The following is a 17,079-nucleotide window of genomic DNA, read 5'->3' as shown; positions in this document are numbered from 1 at the left end:
TACTCTCATCTTATGAAGGTATTTACTAGATTAGAACGAAAAAACCGGCCCTCCGATAGGAGAGCCGGCTTTCCTTATATCTGATTGGATCCTTTAACGGATCATGAAAGCACAGTGCTTAAGCCCAGGTGGGCTGAACGGCGAACAGTCCGATTTCTTGCGGTATCTCCTGTTCTTCTTCCTGCGGGACGACCCGTTGAATATCGGCACCCACTGAACGGAGCGCGGAGGTAATATCCACGTATCCCCGGTCGATATGGTGAAGTCCGGTAATCTCGGTCTCTCCCTCGGCTACAAGAGCGGCCAGAATCAAAGCGGCACCCGCGCGGAGGTCGGTCGCACAAACTTTGGCGCCCTTAAGCTTATTGCTGCCGCTCACGACAGCCGTACGGCCGTCGACTTTAATCGAGGCGTTCATGAGCATAAATTCGTCCACGTGCATGAACCGGTTCTCGAATACCGTCTCGGTAACCAGGCTCGTGCCGTCCGCAACCAGCTGGAGCGCCATCATCTGAGACTGCATATCCGTGGGGAAGCCGGGATACGGCAGTGTCTTGATGTCGGCCGCGCGCAAAGGTTTGTCGGCACGGACGAGAATTCCGTTCTCGTCCTCTTCCACGTGTACGCCCATTTCCTGCAGCTTCGAAATCACAGGGCGCAGGTGATCGCCGATGGCGCCTTCCACGTACAGTTCACTGCGTGTAATCGCAGCGGCGATCATATAAGTACCCGCTTCGATACGGTCCGGTATGACGCTATGTACCGCGCCCTTCATTTTTTCCACGCCTTCAATGCGGATGACACCGGTACCGGCACCCCGGACAACTGCGCCCATCGCATTCAAGTAGTTGGCCAGATCGACGATTTCGGGCTCTTTCGCCGCGTTTTCAATAATCGTCGTGCCCTCGGCCAGAGTAGCGGCCATCATGATGTTCTCGGTAGCGCCTACACTAGCGACGTCGAGGTAGATCTTCGCGCCTTTGAGGCGTTTCTCCACCCTGGCTTCGATGTAGCCTTGACCCAGCTCGATCTCCGCTCCCATGGCTTCAAAGCCTTTCAGGTGCTGGTCGATCGGGCGCGTGCCGATAGCACATCCCCCCGGAAGGGAGATACGGGCTTTGCCCAGGCGGGCCAAAAGTGGTCCCATCACGAGAAAAGAAGCCCGCATTTTACGAACGAGCTCGTAAGAAGCTTCGCACGTTTCGATCGCTTGAGCGTTTACTTTCACGCTGTGATTATGATAGCTGAGCTGCAGGCCCAGGCTTCTAAGTACTTTGTTAATTACAAGTACATCGTCAAGCGGAGGAGCGTCATGTATGACACTTTCTCCTTCCGCAGCCAAAATTGATGCCGCAATGATGGGCAGTACAGCGTTTTTGGCGCCGTTAACTTTAATCTTGCCGGCTAATTTACGGCCACCGCGGACGATAATTTTGCTCATCTCGGTCCCTCCGCGTCTTAATTTATCGTTCTAAATCGGGTAAAACGTGACTGTCGGTCTATGTCGTCATGAACACACCATTCATACAGTTCGGAATGGGGTCTGGGTTTGGCACCGTTGTACTACCATTGTTTACAAGTCTAAGCGATGTTATTCGACAAAATGTCAAAAAATTCCGTTTAATCCTACAGACCATTCCAGATACTTCAAGAAAAAACTGGCTACCAGGTAACCGAGTCCGATGGACATAAACACTTGCAGCATCTTGGCTGCGGGACTTCGCGGCTGCTTCAGCAGCACGTCGAATCGGAACTGCTGGAGTGCCCACCACGACAGTCCCACGGCGGCTAAATATACAACAATATTGATCAGGGGCATTTGCGGAACAACAGTTGTCAGTTCTTCCATATTCGACATGTTTCTACCTCTTCCTCCCGAAAACATTCGAAAACCGGGACAAAAGGGCTGCAAATTCGGCCCGGGTCGCTTGATTGTCAGGGCGGTAAGTCCCATCCGGGAATCCCCGAATCCAGCCGTCCCCGGACATTTGCTTCAGAATGCCGACGCCCCAATACCGGTCGTTAACGTCCAAGAAAGGAGAACGCCCGCGGTATTTGCCTGCCATTTGCATCGTATTCGCAATCACTTGCGTCATTTCCATCCGGGTCAGAGGCTGATCCGGCCGGAAATGCCCATCCTCATACCCGTCCATGTAACCGGCCATTGTTGTCCTTGCAATGGAATCATAGGCCCAATGGCTGCTGCTGAGATCCGGATAATCGACCGGCCTGTTCTTATCCAGGCGGAATCCGTTCGCCAGCATTACAGCGGCCTGTGCGCGGGTGATCGGCAGGTCAGGGTAAAATTTGTAGCTCCCGTCTCCGTCGATAACATGCCTGCTGGCCAGGTCTGCGATAGCCTTCTCGGCCCAATGTCCGTGAATATCGGAAAATCCGGCAACGAGAGGCTGTGCGGCCGCATTCAGCTGATACATCTGCTGAGTCGCAGCCCTGTCACTCTGCAGCTTGATATAATACAAGCCTGCCGGCAAGCGCCTGTCAAGAACGAGATTCTCGGCAGACCCTTCGCTGCTCTTGCTGTCGAGCTCCTTCAGGGTGTGATCGTACAGCGTGAACGCCATATCGCATCCCCGCTGGAGAGAGCCGAACTTCAGCTGCACCAGACTTTCCTGCTCCAGCCGGAATTGAAACCAATCCAAATCCGAAGCACTCTCTATAACGCCGGGACGATCTTCATGAAGTGTCAGTGTCGTAGCCTGGTAGGGCTTATTATTGGGTTCATTCGGGTCAATCAGCTTAGGTGTATAATCAACCGATAGCGTATACTCCCCCATCACCGGCTGCGTATTGTCCTTCACATTGCTGATCCGGATGTAATAGTCGCCTGGCGTGACATTCATAAGAGGGGTCGCCTCGGTCGCTCCTTCTCCAAACTGGTCAAAAGTTGTCGATTTTTCTCCCTTTTTCTGAATCAATACTACCGGGTCTATTCTAGCGGTATCCACGGAAGTTTTCAAGCGGAGAGTACCGGATTTCTTAAAAGAAATCATAAACCAATCCTGATCGTTCTCCTGATGAAAGGTGCCCTTCACAATCTGGCTTCTCGCAGGCAGGGAAGTCGCTTTATACTGATGGTCGTTATCTTCAAAAGCGTCTTGATAAATCTGGAAATCGGTCTGCAGCGTATACAGGACTGCCCCTGCTCTACCCGGATCCAGAAGACTTGCCGCGATTTTGCTCTTTCCCTTCTGAACAGGCAGAGTCACAACCGGATTCTGAGGGTCCGTGGTGAAAACCTCTTCTGCCTCTTTATTATCCCGAAAGTACCGAATAGAAACAGGACTAGCGTCACTTGTTTTTAAGACAAGCTTCACAAAACCGTCGTAAGGACTATCCAGTGTAAACCAATCGGTATCTTTGCCGGAGCTGAAATCCGCATGGATGAGAGTGTGTACGGGCAGCATGGGCGCATGACCCGAATCGTCGTTCGGCTCGAAACGGTCGCTCAGAAGCGGCTCCTTCATCAGCCGGTCTACCCGCAGGAGCCCGAAGCCTGTTGTCGCATCCCATCCGGGCGATTCCAGATCCTCCGCCGTCTGCTTGATGAGCTCCCTGAGCTGCCAGGGCTCCAGGTAAGGGGCGCGGCCCCATAACAGCGCCGCAGCGCCCGCCACCTGCGGAGCGGCCATCGACGTGCCCTCCTTGCTCTCGTAGCCTCCGCCTTTGGCGGTGGTGTACACCTGCCAAGGCGCCACGAGGTCAAGATCCGGTCCGTAGTTCGACCGGTCGTCCGCGAGGCGCGCGGAGGTCATGCCGCCTACCCCGAGCACCGTCGGGTACGCGGCGGGATACTTCACGCTGCCGCCTTCGTTGCCGGAGGCGGCGACGAGAAGCACGCCGCGCTCCTCGGCGTAGCGGACCGTGCCGGCCATGAAGCTTGAATATTTGTTCAAGCCCAGCGAGAGCACGACGATCTTGGCTCCGTGATCGACGGCATAACGAATGCCTTCGCCGAGCTTGGTCTCCCCGCCCGTACCGTCCGCTTCCAATGCCTTGATCGGCATAATTTTCGCGTTGGGCGCGATGCCGGCGATGCCTTTGTCGTTGTTCATCTTGGCGGCGATAATCCCGGCCACGTTCGTACCGTGGCCGTTATCGTCCTGGGGCTTCTCCTGCGGATTAAGCAGGTTCGCTCCGGGGACGAGTCTGCCTTCCAGATCGGGATGCGTCAGATCGACGCCCGTATCCACGACCGCCACGATGACGGGTTCATCGCTATCGCCTGCCTGCGCCCAGCCTTCATCCATATGTATGTCATCCAAATAGGTTTGTTTCACCCGCAAAGGATCGCTGGAAACCGGATACGCCTGTACATTCGATATGCCGACGGTCCATACGAGCAGTACAATCCCGAGCCATCCATACATCCATTTATATCGAAATTTTCGGTTCATTTAGAGAGTCCTCTTTCGGTCATTTTAAAAAAAATAATAAGCCCGGATAGTTTTACGCCGTCTAATCGAAGATAAAAACAATAAAAATAAGCCCCTCCACTGCCCAAACAGCGGAGAAGCTTATATTATATCAAATTTATGACAGGATTAGGAGGTCCCTAGTCAAACTGAATATCCGATCGATATAAGCGAGCAGATATCCGGGAACGAGTCCCAGCAATAACGTCAAGCCGGCACATATCCAAAGGGTGATTCCGAGGGGGACCGGCACGCTTACGGGCCGGTCTTCAAGGTCAGCGCGCATGAACATTTGCCGGATAATGCCGAAGTAATAATAAAACGAAATGACGCTCGTGATCATCATAACGGCACCGAGCCAGTACAGATGCGCTTGCATGGTGCCAAACAGCACATACAATTTTCCAAAAAAACCCGCAGAAACCGGAATACCCGCAAGCGACAGAAGAAGAATGACAGCGGCCGCAGAAGTCCAGGGGGCACGGTAATAAAGACCGGCAAACCCTTTAATCTCCTCGTCTCCGGTCGATCTTTCTATAATCAGAAGGACCGCGAAGGCACCGATATTCATCAGAATGTAGGCAGTCAGATAAAAGAAAAATTTGGAAAAGTTATCCACCTGCACCAGGTTGATGTGGACGGCCAAAGGAACAAGCAGATAACCGGCATTGGCAATTCCGGAATAAGCCAGCAGCCGTTTAACGTTTTTTTGCCGCAGCGCGACTGTATTGCCCCAGATCATGGCGGTTGCCGCTACCACCGACAGGGCCAGGAAGATGTCCTTCTGAAGCCCTTCGTCCCCGAACTGTCCTAAGGCAAGAAGCACATAAAAGACCCTGAACAGGATGGCAAAAGCCGCCCCTTTGGATATAACGGCGAGAAAAGCGGCGACCGGTGTCGGGGCTCCCTGATAAACATCCGGTGCCCACGAGTGGAAAGGCGCGGCCGCTATTTTGAAACCGAATCCCGCCAAGAGCAGGAAGAAAGATACATACAGGAGCGGTTTGTAGCTCTCGTAACCTGCGACGATGGCCGCCTGTATCGCCCCCAGGTTCGTTGTTCCCGCAATTCCGTAAAGGAATGACATTCCGTATAAAATAACGGCGGACGATATTCCGCCCAATATGACATACTTGAAGGCGCCCTCGTTGGACCGGGTGTTTTTCTTTTTCATGGCGACAAGCACGTAAGAAGTAATACTCAGAAGCTCCAACCCTACGAATAGCGTGATGAGATCGGCGGAGGAAGCCATCACCATGGCACCCAGCACAGCCGGCAGCAGGAAATAATAATATTCCCCGACATGCGGTATCTCCCCGTCTTCCACGCTTCCCAGACTCATCAGAATAATCAGCGCGGTTCCGCCGAGGAACGCCAGTTTCAGCAGGTTTCCGAAATCGTCTACGCGGTAGCTTTCGTTAAGGAGCACAATTCCCTGACCGGGATTAAGCTGGGCAATGACAAAGGCGATAGAGACCGCAATACCGGCGAGGGAAAGCCAGCCGATCCATTTCCGGTTGACCCCCTTCGGCAAAAACAGGTCGAGCACCGACAGCAGGATAGCCGTGATCACCAGCGTCATTTCCGGGAGCAGATGCGTTAAATCCTGTACATGAATTCGTATCGGTTCCACGTTCTATCCCCCTATCTTCCCAGCTAAGCTGTGAATCGTCTGATGAAACCCGTTTACCGTCTGCTGCAGAGGCTCGCTCAGTATACCCGGATACACGCCTAGCAGAAGAATGAAAGCGACCAGCGCAATCATCGGCACAGCTTCTATAAACCGGGCATCCGGCAGTCCCTTGTACCGTTCCGGCAGAGGTCCGTAAGTCATCTTCATGACCCCCCGCAGCACATAAGCGGCCGTCAGGATAATGCCGACTGCACCTATAATCGCCAGAATCCGGGCCGAACCGAACAAGCCGATAAACGCCAGCAGTTCGCTCACGAAGCCGGAGAGCCCCGGCAGACCGAGGGAAGCAAGCCCTCCCACAAGCAGAATAGCGCTAAGAAAAGGCATGGATTTCGCCAGCCCGCCCAGCTTGCCTAGTTCCGTCGTGGAGGTCCGTTCGTAAATACTGCCGACGAGCAGGAACATGAGAGCGGAAATTAGGCCGTGAGAAACGAGCTGGAAAATCGCTCCCTGCATGCCGATCGGATTAAAGGCCGCCAAGCCCAGCAGTACAATGCCCATGTGGCTGATACTGGAATATGCGAGCACTAGCCTGAACTCGTTCTGGACAAAAGCCAGCAGGGCTCCGTACAAAATGTTGATGACACCCAGCAGGGCGAGTACCCATGCCCAATCCTGCGCTTGCGCCGGAAACAGCAGGATGCCGAAACGGATGAGTCCGTAAGCGCCCATTTTCAGCAAAATACCTGAGTGAATCATCACCACGGGAGGCGGAGCTTCCGTGTGCACCTTGAGCATCCAGGTGTGAAACGGAAAAATCGGCAGCTTGATGCCGAAAGCGATGAGCAGCATGACCAGAAGGGCCGTTTTCATGCCCCCGCTCAAGAAGAACGGATTTTCCGCTTGAGGATTAGGCGACACCTGATTTACCAGGGCGGCCGGGTCCTGCAGCAGGTTATGTACAATCGTCTGGATATCGCCGCTGTAGAATACGGTCAGCTGATTGCCCGTGATCTGCTGGGAAATTCCCGCCGTCGTGACGAGAATAACGAATGCGACAAGCATGATGGCCGAGCCGAGTCCGTTGTAAATCAGAAAGCGGCCGGCTGCCTTTTCCCGGTCTACGCGGCCCCAGATTCCGATCAGGAAAAACATCGGAACGAGGGTGACTTCGAAAAAGAGGAAGAACAGAAACAGATCCTGGGACGTAAACACGCCGAAAACGCCGACTTCCAGCAGCAGTAGCCAGATCGAATAAGCCTTCCATCTTTTTTTGATGTAGATCGAAGCGAGGGCGGCCATTGTAAACACTAACGCGGTGAGGAAAACGAGCGGCATCGACAAACCGTCAACGGCCAGATGGTATTGAACGGTCCAGTAGAAGCTGGCGAGACCTTCGATCCCTTCTTTGTTGAGGGGGATGCGGATCCAGTCCAACTGCTCTTTGAACTGCATCCCTGACGCTCCGTTGGAATAAGCCGCATACAGCCATATGCTGAGCAGAAGCGGAATTCCGGTCGCCGCCATGCATACGGCCTGGAGCGCTTTCTTGTTCTCCTTCGGCAAAAAAAGGAGGACGAGCACGCCGAGCAGCGGGGAAAACACGATCAGACTAAGCAGGTTAGCCGACATGGATAAACCTCCTTCCGGCTACAGCAAGGATGAGAACAAGCAGGCCGAGCAGGGTAATCACACCGTAAGTCTGGACTTGGCCGTTCTGCAGGCGCGAGCCCGTTCGGCCTAGTCCGACGGCGGCTACGGCCACGAGCCGGACGACACCGTCCACGATAAACGTGTCTACGGCCTGCAAGAGATACCCGATTCCCCGCAGCGGGAGGACAATGACCGTCTGGTAAATTTCGTCGATATAATATTTACGACTCACGAGATTGTACAGCCATGGAAACTTTGCGGAGAACACAAAGCTTCCCGGCTTCCTTGCGTACAGCAGGTAGCCCAGAACGAGGCCCAGAACGCCCGCCGCCGTAGAGAGAAGCATCACGCCCGCGTGAACGGCCTCTTCTTCGGTCCTGCCTGTCAGCCAGTCGCCGAACCACCCGCTCCACGGGGTGTAGAGAAATCCGGCAAGAGCGGCGGGAACCGCCAGCAGAAGGAGCGGGAGCGTCATAGAGACCGGAGATTCGTGAACCTCTTGACCGCTGCGCGGTTTGCCCCAGAATACCAAGAAAAAGAGCCGGGCCATATACAAGGCCGTAAAGAAAGCACCGACGATGCCGACCCAGAACAGCAACGAATTCGTCTCGTAAGCCTGGGACAGAATCGCGTCCTTGGACCAGAAACCGGAGAACGGAGGAATTCCGGAAAGAGCCAGCGTTCCGATCGCGAAGGTCCATGCCGTAATCTTCATCCTTCCGCCGATTCCGCCCATTTTGGTAATATCCTGCGTGTGTACGGCATGAATAACGCTGCCCGCACCCAGAAACAGGAGAGCTTTAAAGAAAGCGTGCGTAAACAAATGAAATATTCCCGTCGTATACGTAGCGCTCACTCCAAGCGCCATCATCATATACCCCAGCTGGGATACGGTCGAATAGGCGAGAATCCGCTTGATATCGTTCTGCGCCGTTCCGATTGTCGCTGCGAAAATCGCCGTAAAACCGCCTACATAAGCGACGACCTGCATCGCCGTATCCGACGCGAGGAAAACATCGAACGTACGGGCGACCAGATAAACCCCGGCCGCCACCATAGTCGCGGCATGAATAAGCGCACTGATCGGAGTAGGGCCTTCCATCGCATCGGGCAGCCAGGTATGCAGTGGGAATTGCCCCGATTTTCCCATGGCCCCCATAAAGAAGAGAAGCGCGATCCAAGTTGCTGCGGAGCTTTCCACCTGACCGCTTGTAAACGCATTTTGTACCGAATTAAAATCCAGCGCATGACCCGGCATGCTCCAGAACAGAAGAAGAATTCCGATAAACAATCCGAAATCACCGATTCTTGTCACGATAAAAGCTTTTTTTGCGGCAGCCTTAGCCTCGGGTTTCGTATACCAGAATCCGATCAGCAGGAACGAGCAGACTCCGACAAGTTCCCAAAATAGATAAAACTCCACCAGGTTGACCGAAATAACCAACCCCAGCATCGAAAAAGAAAAGAGCGCTATGTAGCTGAAAAACACATGGACCCGCTCGTCGTCCTTCATATATCCGATCGAATAGATATGGACCAGCAATGATACGAGAGTGACAACAATGAGCATGATCGCGTTTAAATTATTGACCTCGAAGCCCAGGCTCACCGCAAAATCGCCCACCCGCAGCCACTGGAAACCGTTCCAGGTGTAGTCTTGAACGCCTTTTCCAAGTCTCTCAATAAGAATGAGAAGGGCCACGACAAACGAAGCGAAGATGGCGGCCGTGCTCAGATAAAGACCTGTTCTTCTTGCCGATCTGCCCGAAGCGGTTATCAGAACATAGGCCAGGAGCGGAAACAGCGGGATGAGCCAGGCATATTGCGAATAAACGGAAATCATATTTTTCCTTTCCTCCTTCAAGGCCATGACGTTAGACAGCTCTGCCAATCAAAGATGAGGATAAGAGCCGCACCGTTCGCCGCTAATGCTTCATGGAGTTCATTTCATCCACGTTGCCCGTTCCCTTATTGCGGTAGAGAGCGATCAGGATAGCGACGCCAACAGCCGCTTCCGCTGCCGCTACCGTGATGGTGAACAAGGAAAAAACTTGCCCGGTCAGCGCAGGTTGCGCGCCCATTTTGGCGAATGCGACCAGATTCAGATTCACGGCGTTGAGCATCAGTTCGATGGAGAGAAGAACGATGACACCGTTCCTCTTGGACAAAGCCCCGTACAAACCGATACAGAACAAAATGGCCGCCAGAGTCAGATAAGGCGTCACGACACTTGTCACGTTAATCCTCCTCTCTTTTGGCAACGACAATCGCTCCGATAAAGGCGACCGTCAGCAGCACGGACATAATTTCGAACGGAATGACGTATTCGTTGTACAGCAGTTTTCCGATCTCAAGCGTATTATCCTGCCCGGTTTGAAGAGAGCCTGAGGCCGACGGAAAGGTCGTATTTTGAATCGCATAGAAAAGGTTGCCGAAGAGCCCCAACGACCCGATACCGAGCAGAATCTTCTGAACCGGCCCGCTCTTGGCCTTCTCCTCAGCCCGGTGGTTGGTCATCATAATGCCGAAAATCATCAGGATCGAGATGGCTCCCGCATAGATCAGAATCTGGACAAAACCGACAAACTCCGCTTCCAGCAGCACATAGAGCCCGGCCAGACTGACGAACGTAAAAGCAACGGACAGCACCATATGAACGACTTTCGTGAAGGTGATCATATAGATGGCGCCTCCGATCGCACAGATGGCAAACAGAAGGAACCACCAGTTCTCCCCCTGCGACAAAAAGCTTCCTAACCCGCTAAACATCTTTCTTCGCGCCTCCTTTGGGAAGGGCGGAGTTGTTTTCTTTACGCACCAGCGTGTTGTTGTCCGTGAGCCACTGCATATCTTTAAACAGCTCGTCACGGCTGTAGGCGCTCAATTCAAAGTGGTTGGTCATCACAATCGCTTCGGTCGGACAAACTTCCGTGCAGAGATCGCAAAGGATGCAGATTTCAAAATTGATATCGTAGGTGTCGATAATTTTGCCCTTTTTATCGGGATCGGGATTGGGCTTCCCTGTCAAGGTAATACACTCCGTGGGACACACTTTCGCGCACATATTGCAGACAATACATTTGTCCGGTTCGAAATGCTGGATTCCCCGGAACCGGTCCGGCATTTGCAGGGGCACATCGGGATAAGCGTAGGTCACTTTTTTCTGAGTCATCGTTTTGAGTGTAACGCCTAATCCTTTGATAAGACCTTTCACTGGCCCTCTCCTCCTTTACGACTTCATAGAACGGCAGCGGCCGCGTTATCCGGTAAGACCCATGTAGAGAGCCGTTATAAAAATATTGAGCAGCGCCAGAGGCAAAAGAACCTTCCAGCCGAGTCCCATCAGCTGATCAATCCGGATTCGGGGCAAAGTCGCCCTGATCCAGAAAAAGAAGAAGACAATGAACGAGAATTTAAGCAGAAACCAGACAATGCCGGGAATAAAAGTGAGAAAAGCAAAAGGAGCGTGCCAGCCGCCCAGGAAAAGGACCGTCGTTAAAGAAGCGATCGCAAAGACGTACACATATTCCGCAAGCATGAAGAAAGCGAAACGGAATCCGCTGTATTCGACATGGTAGCCGGCTACAAGCTCCGATTCGGCTTCAGGCAGGTCAAACGGGGTGCGGTTCAGCTCGGACACGCCCGCAATGACGAAGACGATAAAACCGACGATCTGGGGGAGGAAGTTCCAGTTCCAGAAGTTATCGCCCTGGGCTTCCACGATTTTATGAAGGTTCAAGGTGCCGGTCATCATGATGACCCCGATCACGGAAATGACGAGAGGAACCTCGTAGCTGATCATTTGGGCGGCTGACCTCATGCCGCCGAGCAGGGCATATTTGTTGTTGGAAGCCCAACCGCCGAGAATCATTCCCAGGGTAGAAATACCGGACAGCGCTACGTAATAAAGAAGGCCGACATCAAGATCGGCATGAATGAGATTCGCCGTGAACGGAATCGTCGCCACAACGACGAACGCCGGGATAAACGTAAGCACAGGCGCGAGAATGAACAGCTCCCGGTCCGCTTTGCGCGGAATGGTATCTTCCTTGATGAGCAGCTTAAACACGTCAGCGACCGTTTGCAGCAGTCCCAGCGGGCCTACACGGTTCGGGCCGTATCTCCCCTGCATCCAGCCGATGACTTTTCGCTCAAAGTAGATGGCATACGTTACGAATCCCAGGATGATAAGAAGCAGCACAACGCCGTAGGCCGCGAAAATAAGCCCCGTCGTCCATGTCAGCGGTTGTCCGACCAGATCCAGCATCAGCCGTCCACCTCCCCTACAACGATATCAATCCCGCCGAGAATGGTAATCAGGTTCGTCATGGTTTCCCCGACCAGCAGCTTCGGTAAAATTTGAAGATTCACGAAGGAGGGGCGGCGGAACTTCAGCCGGAACGGTTCGGGCCGCCCTTTGGACATAATAAAACAGCCGATTTCCCCCCGCGGTGATTCGATCGGCGCATAAATATCGCCTTCCGGCGGCTTGATGACCCGGGGAGCTTTTCCCATCGTATCGCCTTCGGGAATCTGATCCAGCGCCTGTTCGATGATACGCAGGGATTGAACGATCTCTTCCATTCTAATGAGATAACGGTCGTAGCAGTCACCATTGGTTCCCACCGGTACGTCAAAATCGAAACGATCATAGATGCAGTAAGGCTGATCCTTACGCAAGTCCCATTTCACGCCGGTACAACGCAGGTTCGCCCCGCTTAATCCGTAAGCGATAGCCGTATCGGCATCGTAACGGCCTACGCCTTTGATCCGAGCGAGAAAAATTTCATTGCCGCTGACAAGACGGTCATACTCTTCCAGCTTACTCTTCATGTAAGGAATAAATGCCCGGATTTTGTCCAGCCAGCCTTCCGGAGCATCCCATTTGACCCCGCCGACACGCATATAATTGTAGGTAAGCCTGGCGCCGCACAGTTCATTGAAAAAGTCGATGATCATCTCCCGGTCGCGGAACGCATAAAGAAACGGACTCATCGCCCCGATATCCAGCAAATAAGTTCCCCACCAGACCAGATGACTGGCAATCCGCTGAAGCTCCATGACCAGAATACGCAAATATTCGGCTCTTTCCGGTATTTGCAGGCCAAGCATCCGTTCGACCGCATTGACCAGCACATAATTGTTTGTCATGGCCGAAACGTAATCCATCCGGTCCGTATAAGGAATAATTTGTGTGTAATTGAGATTTTCCGCAAGTTTCTCGGTACCGCGGTGCAGGTAACCCATTACCGGGATCGCCTCCCGGATAATCTCCCCGTCCAGCTTGACGATAATCCGGAATACCCCGTGGGTACTGGGATGCTGAGGCCCTACGTTAAGCAGCAGTTCTTCTGTCCGTAACAAAACGCTACACCTCCGGGTCGTACGCTTCGTAATCTTTGCGCAGCGGGTGGCCGACCCACTCGTCCGGCATCATGATGCGCGTCAGGTTGGGATGGCCGGGAAAATCAATGCCCAGCAGGTCATAGATTTCCCGCTCGTTCCAGTCCGCGGTCGGCCATACGGAAGCGACAGAGGGAACGGACGGAGCCTCCCGCTCTGTGCGCACGCGGACTCCGTATTCTTTGCGCAGCGGGATAGAGAGCAGATGGTAAACCACTTCCAGCTGGCTGCCGAGGTCTACGCCGCTCACGCTGCGCAGGTAGCCGCACTGCAGCTCCTCGTGCTGCAGGAAGACCTCCGCGGCACGCACCCAGTGCTCGCCGTGGATAACCACGAAGGGACGGTGGCCGTCGATCTCGTTGATGAACGCTTCATCAACGGCGTTTTCGGCCACCTCTCCCTTCAGGATCTCGACCAGCCGGTCCAGCAGCGGCTGGTTCGGGGACGGCGGCTTCGGCGGGGCATCCTCCGCCGGAGCCGCGGTTTTGGCGGCGCGGGCCGCCGCACGGGCTGCGCGAGCTTCGGCGGCGACTTTCGCTTTGTCGCCGCCGTCCTCGGCCGCTGCGCCCTCAGTCGGAGCAGCGCCGCTCACCGCGGCCGCAGCGGTGCCGCCGGCTTCAGCGGCAGCGGTGCTTCGCGCTGCCGCACGGTTTGCGTCCGGGCGCTGTGCAGCACCGGACGCCGGGGTCTCCGGCGCCGATTCGCCGGTGCCCGCTGCCGAGGCGCTCTGCTCGGGCGAAGGGACCCGAGGCGCCGTGCCGTCCCCCGCTGATCCTGTGCTCTCTAAACTTGTATGTAACTCGTCTTTTTCCTCTTTCGACAAAATCCCTTGTTTTTCCTTATATTCAATTGTATTCGCTTCCAATTTTTCGTCTGATTTTGTCGGTTTTGATCGAATATCGGTTTCCTGCGGATTTTCCTTTTCCTTATCGGTCACAGGTTCGTCACCTGCTTTCCGGTTTTCGCCTCGTAACGGATTTTCTCCTGAAGCTTATTGATTCCATAAATCAATGCCGCCGGATTCGGCGGACAGCCCGGAATATAGACATCAACCGGAACCACCTGATCGACGCCTTTTACAACCGCATAAGATTTTACGTACGGACCGCCCGCTGTAGCGCAGGACCCCATCGCAATGACCCACTTCGGTTCCGGCATTTGATCGTACAGACGGCGCAGCAGCGGAGCCATTTTCTTCGTCACCGTGCCGGCCACGATCATCACATCGGATTGGCGGGGAGATGTCCTGAAAATAACGCCAAAACGGTCCAGATCATAATGCGATGCGCCCGTACCCATCATTTCGATGGCACAGCAGGCAAGACCGAAAGTGAGCGGCCACAAGGAATTGCTCCTTGCCCAGGCTTTGACCTGCTCCAGGGTTGTCATAAACACGTTACGATCCAGTTCAGCACGATCCTCCGGAGTTATCGACTCTAAATTGAAGTCCATTGCAGCACCTTCTTCTTCCAAGCATAAAGTAGCCCGACACCGAGAAGCAGGACAAAAATACACATTTCCACCAGTGCAAACAGCCCCAGCTTGTTATACGCCACGGCCCACGGATACAAAAATACGGTTTCTACATCGAAAATGACAAACATTAAGGCGAAAAGATAATACCGGATATTGAACCTGACCTGACCTTCCCCTACCGGCTCATTTCCGCTTTCGTAAGTGGTCGCCTTGTCTTCGTTCGGCTTATTGGGTCTAAGCCATCTGCCGATCGTAAGAGCTGCAACCGGAAGCAAAATGCCGAGTGCGACGAAAATGGCTACGATCACATACTTTACCGCGTACATCTGCTTGAAACCGCCTCCATTTTCATAAGAAATCTTGAATCATCTCATAAAATTTGGTAATGTAACGCCTTTCCAATTATAGCATACGCTCAAAAAATGTGTCTAATGAAAATGATTTTAGATGTAAGCGTATACTTTCCTGAGAAAATAAAAAACAGAAGACGCATGAACGTCCTCTGTTCTTCTTGCTTATTTATGCTCGTAAACCCCGATCCGGTTCAACGCCCGTTTAAGAGCAAGTTCGGCGCGCTGGAAATCAGCTTCATCCTTCTTACCCGTTAAACGTTTCTCGGCGCGTTCCTTCGCAGACTTCGCACGTTCGATGTCAATGTCGCCAGGCAGCTCCGCACTTTCCGCCAGGATGACAACCTTATCTTTGCGCACTTCCATGAAACCGCCGTTCAAAGCGACAGTTTCTTGTTTGCCATTCTCAAATTTGATCGTGGCGGGTGCGATTTTCAAGGGTGTCACAAACGGAATGTGGTTTGGAAGAATGCCAAGTTGGCCTTCGATGCCGTCGACACTTACCATGTGAACATTCTGGGTATATACGATGCGCTCCGGAGTTACGATTTCCAAAAGGAAAGTACTCACGCTCATTCCTCCCCAGAACTTTCGCTAGAAAGTTCGTTCGCTTCGTAAGCTTTTCACCTTGTCAGAAAGAAGCGCTCTGCGAGAGATCCTCTCCCCGACTCGGCTCAAACCCGGGAAAGCAGGCAGATGCCCGCATGACCCGATTGCTTATACCATCGTTCTTGCCTTTTCAACGGCCTCATCAATCGAACCTACGTTAACGAAAGCTGCTTCCGGCAGATCGTCATGCTTACCGTCAAGCAGTTCTCTAAAGCTGCGTACGGTTTCTTTAACCGGGCAGTAGAGACCTGGCATACCGTTAAACGCTTCGGCAACGTGGAGCGGTTGGGACAGGAAGCGTTCTACGCGTCTTGCGCGGTTAACGGCAACCCTGTCTTCTTCGCTCAACTCGTCCATACCGAGGATCGCGATAATATCTTGAAGTTCTTTGTAACGCTGAAGCAGACGCTTAACGCCTTGCGCCACTTCATAGTGCTCTTCGCCTACTACCTGAGGAGTCAGGATACGGGAAGAAGAGGCAAGCGGGTCAACCGCCGGGAAGATACCTTTCGCGGCAATGGCACGCTCGAGGTTAGTCGTTGCGTCCAAGTGGGCAAACGCGGTTGCCGGAGCCGGGTCAGTGTAGTCATCCGCCGGTACGTAGATCGCTTGAATCGACGTTACGGAACCTTTGGTCGTGGAAGTAATACGCTCTTGAAGCTGACCCATTTCGGTTGCCAGCGTAGGCTGGTAACCTACCGCGGACGGCATACGTCCGAGGAGGGCGGAAACTTCGGAGCCCGCTTGTGTGAAACGGAAGATGTTGTCGATGAACAGAAGTACGTCACGGCCTTCCTCATCACGGAAATACTCGGCCATAGTCAGACCGGAAAGAGCAACACGCAGACGCGCGCCTGGAGGTTCGTTCATTTGACCGAACACCATTGCAGTCTTGGCGATAACGCCGGAATCACTCATCTCGTGATAAAGGTCGTTACCTTCACGTGTTCTTTCACCTACGCCGGCAAATACGGAGATACCGCCATGCTCCTGCGCGATGTTATGAATAAGCTCTTGCATGGTTACGGTTTTACCTACACCCGCACCACCGAAGAGGCCGATCTTTCCGCCCTTCATGTAAGGAGCAAGAAGGTCGATAACCTTGATACCCGTTTCCAGCATTTCAGCTTGAGTCGTCAGGTTGACATACTCAGGAGCTTGCTTGTGAATCGGGGATGTCAGGGTCCGGTCCGCAGGACCTTTGCCGTCGATCGGATCGCCCAGTACGTTGTATACACGACCCAGCGTAGCAGGACCGACCGGTACGGAGATAGCGGCACCGCTATCGATAGCTGCCATTCCGCGCACGAGACCGTCCGTGGAAGACATAGCTACACAGCGTACTTGGTTGTCGCCAAGGTGTACGGCAACTTCAACTGTCACTTCGCTGTTTTCTTGATCAGCGGATTGAGCAGTTTTTTGAATTTTAATGGCATTCAGAATCTCGGGAAGATGTCCACGTTCGAACTCGATGTCGACAACCGGTCCCAAGACCTGAACAACACGTCCTTTGCTCATTGTA

Annotated in this window: 16 protein-coding genes; all 16 read right to left on the bottom strand. The window is 53.4% G+C overall.

Annotated elements, in window-relative coordinates; translation table 11 throughout:
• Nucleotides 1–118 precede the first annotated feature (118 nt).
• The 16 genes from murA to atpD all read right to left on the bottom strand — a co-directional run bounded on the left by murA (nt 119) and on the right by atpD (nt 17,075).
• Nucleotides 119–1,441: a UDP-N-acetylglucosamine 1-carboxyvinyltransferase gene (gene murA, locus HMPREF1207_RS13840; protein WP_009676982.1), complete on the bottom strand. Its 1,323-nt coding sequence runs from the start codon at nt 1,439–1,441 to the stop codon at nt 119–121.
• Nucleotides 1,442–1,606: 165 nt separating this feature from the next.
• Nucleotides 1,607–1,858, bottom strand: coding sequence for a DUF1146 family protein (locus HMPREF1207_RS13835; protein WP_009677070.1), 252 nt, complete (start codon nt 1,856–1,858; stop codon nt 1,607–1,609).
• Nucleotides 1,859–1,862: 4 nt separating this feature from the next.
• Complete coding sequence (locus HMPREF1207_RS13830) at nt 1,863–4,415, bottom strand: S8 family serine peptidase (protein ID WP_009676970.1); 2,553 nt, start codon at nt 4,413–4,415, stop codon at nt 1,863–1,865.
• A gap of 136 nt (nt 4,416–4,551) precedes the next feature.
• Entirely contained in the window at nt 4,552–6,066 is a 1,515-nt protein-coding gene (locus tag HMPREF1207_RS13825; RefSeq protein ID WP_009677049.1) for an NADH-quinone oxidoreductase subunit N, read from the bottom strand.
• 3 nt (nt 6,067–6,069) lie between these two features.
• Nucleotides 6,070–7,698 (bottom strand): complex I subunit 4 family protein, encoded by a 1,629-nt coding sequence (locus HMPREF1207_RS13820; RefSeq protein ID WP_009677041.1) that lies wholly within the window; start codon nt 7,696–7,698, stop codon nt 6,070–6,072.
• The gene (gene nuoL, locus HMPREF1207_RS13815; protein WP_009677058.1) at nt 7,688–9,562 is read right to left on the bottom strand and encodes an NADH-quinone oxidoreductase subunit L; all 1,875 of its coding nucleotides are present in this window, start codon (nt 9,560–9,562) and stop codon (nt 7,688–7,690) included. The genes HMPREF1207_RS13820 and nuoL overlap by 11 nt, the downstream gene beginning before the upstream one ends.
• Before the next feature lie 82 nt (nt 9,563–9,644).
• Nucleotides 9,645–9,956: an NADH-quinone oxidoreductase subunit NuoK gene (gene nuoK / locus HMPREF1207_RS13810; RefSeq protein ID WP_009676991.1), complete on the bottom strand. Its 312-nt coding sequence runs from the start codon at nt 9,954–9,956 to the stop codon at nt 9,645–9,647.
• A gap of 1 nt (nt 9,957) precedes the next feature.
• The gene (locus HMPREF1207_RS13805) at nt 9,958–10,488 is read right to left on the bottom strand and encodes an NADH-quinone oxidoreductase subunit J (RefSeq protein WP_009677063.1); all 531 of its coding nucleotides are present in this window, start codon (nt 10,486–10,488) and stop codon (nt 9,958–9,960) included.
• Nucleotides 10,481–10,933, bottom strand: a complete 453-nt coding sequence (gene nuoI / locus HMPREF1207_RS13800) for an NADH-quinone oxidoreductase subunit NuoI (RefSeq protein WP_009676972.1) — start codon at nt 10,931–10,933, stop codon at nt 10,481–10,483. Before nuoI ends, HMPREF1207_RS13805 begins: the two co-directional genes overlap by 8 nt.
• A gap of 45 nt (nt 10,934–10,978) precedes the next feature.
• Nucleotides 10,979–11,986 carry an NADH-quinone oxidoreductase subunit NuoH gene (gene nuoH / locus HMPREF1207_RS13795; protein WP_009676967.1) on the bottom strand — a complete coding sequence of 336 codons (1,008 nt, stop codon included), beginning with the start codon at nt 11,984–11,986 and terminating at the stop codon, nt 10,979–10,981.
• Nucleotides 11,986–13,083 carry an NADH-quinone oxidoreductase subunit D gene (locus tag HMPREF1207_RS13790; protein ID WP_009677012.1) on the bottom strand — a complete coding sequence of 366 codons (1,098 nt, stop codon included), beginning with the start codon at nt 13,081–13,083 and terminating at the stop codon, nt 11,986–11,988. Before HMPREF1207_RS13790 ends, nuoH begins: the two co-directional genes overlap by 1 nt.
• Before the next feature lie 4 nt (nt 13,084–13,087).
• A complete protein-coding gene (locus tag HMPREF1207_RS30575) occupies nt 13,088–14,059 on the bottom strand; it encodes an NADH-quinone oxidoreductase subunit C (RefSeq protein WP_009677050.1) in 972 nt (323 codons plus the stop codon).
• The gene (locus HMPREF1207_RS13780; RefSeq protein WP_009676983.1) at nt 14,056–14,574 is read right to left on the bottom strand and encodes a NuoB/complex I 20 kDa subunit family protein; all 519 of its coding nucleotides are present in this window, start codon (nt 14,572–14,574) and stop codon (nt 14,056–14,058) included. Before HMPREF1207_RS13780 ends, HMPREF1207_RS30575 begins: the two co-directional genes overlap by 4 nt.
• Nucleotides 14,559–14,924 carry an NADH-quinone oxidoreductase subunit A gene (locus HMPREF1207_RS13775; RefSeq protein ID WP_009677054.1) on the bottom strand — a complete coding sequence of 122 codons (366 nt, stop codon included), beginning with the start codon at nt 14,922–14,924 and terminating at the stop codon, nt 14,559–14,561. Before HMPREF1207_RS13775 ends, HMPREF1207_RS13780 begins: the two co-directional genes overlap by 16 nt.
• 189 nt (nt 14,925–15,113) lie before the next feature.
• On the bottom strand, nt 15,114–15,518 hold the full coding sequence (locus HMPREF1207_RS13770) for a F0F1 ATP synthase subunit epsilon (protein WP_009677079.1): 405 nt from the start codon (nt 15,516–15,518) through the stop codon (nt 15,114–15,116).
• A gap of 147 nt (nt 15,519–15,665) precedes the next feature.
• Nucleotides 15,666–17,075, bottom strand: coding sequence for a F0F1 ATP synthase subunit beta (gene atpD / locus HMPREF1207_RS13765; RefSeq protein ID WP_009677112.1), 1,410 nt, complete (start codon nt 17,073–17,075; stop codon nt 15,666–15,668).
• Nucleotides 17,076–17,079 lie beyond the last annotated feature (4 nt).

It is taken from the genome of Paenibacillus sp. HGH0039 (assembly GCF_000411255.1).
GTDB lineage: Bacteria > Bacillota > Bacilli > Paenibacillales > NBRC-103111 > Paenibacillus_F.
The sequence above is the reverse complement of the archived record's forward strand: the minus strand, read 5'-3'. Positions and strand labels throughout refer to the sequence as shown.

What these genes read in the sequence shown, in the direction of transcription:
- murA (WP_009676982.1), bottom strand. Translation starts at nt 1,441, where the DNA reads ATGAGCAAAATTATCGTCCGCGGTGGCCGTAAATTAGCCGGCAAGATT.
- HMPREF1207_RS13835 (WP_009677070.1), bottom strand. Translation starts at nt 1,858, where the DNA reads ATGTCGAATATGGAAGAACTGACAACTGTTGTTCCGCAAATGCCCCTG.
- HMPREF1207_RS13830 (WP_009676970.1), bottom strand. Translation starts at nt 4,415, where the DNA reads ATGAACCGAAAATTTCGATATAAATGGATGTATGGATGGCTCGGGATT.
- HMPREF1207_RS13820 (WP_009677041.1), bottom strand. Translation starts at nt 7,698, where the DNA reads ATGTCGGCTAACCTGCTTAGTCTGATCGTGTTTTCCCCGCTGCTCGGC.
- nuoL (WP_009677058.1), bottom strand. Translation starts at nt 9,562, where the DNA reads ATGATTTCCGTTTATTCGCAATATGCCTGGCTCATCCCGCTGTTTCCG.
- HMPREF1207_RS13805 (WP_009677063.1), bottom strand. Translation starts at nt 10,488, where the DNA reads ATGTTTAGCGGGTTAGGAAGCTTTTTGTCGCAGGGGGAGAACTGGTGG.
- nuoH (WP_009676967.1), bottom strand. Translation starts at nt 11,986, where the DNA reads ATGCTGGATCTGGTCGGACAACCGCTGACATGGACGACGGGGCTTATT.
- HMPREF1207_RS13780 (WP_009676983.1), bottom strand. Translation starts at nt 14,574, where the DNA reads ATGGACTTCAATTTAGAGTCGATAACTCCGGAGGATCGTGCTGAACTG.
- HMPREF1207_RS13775 (WP_009677054.1), bottom strand. Translation starts at nt 14,924, where the DNA reads ATGTACGCGGTAAAGTATGTGATCGTAGCCATTTTCGTCGCACTCGGC.
- atpD (WP_009677112.1), bottom strand. Translation starts at nt 17,075, where the DNA reads ATGAGCAAAGGACGTGTTGTTCAGGTCTTGGGACCGGTTGTCGACATC.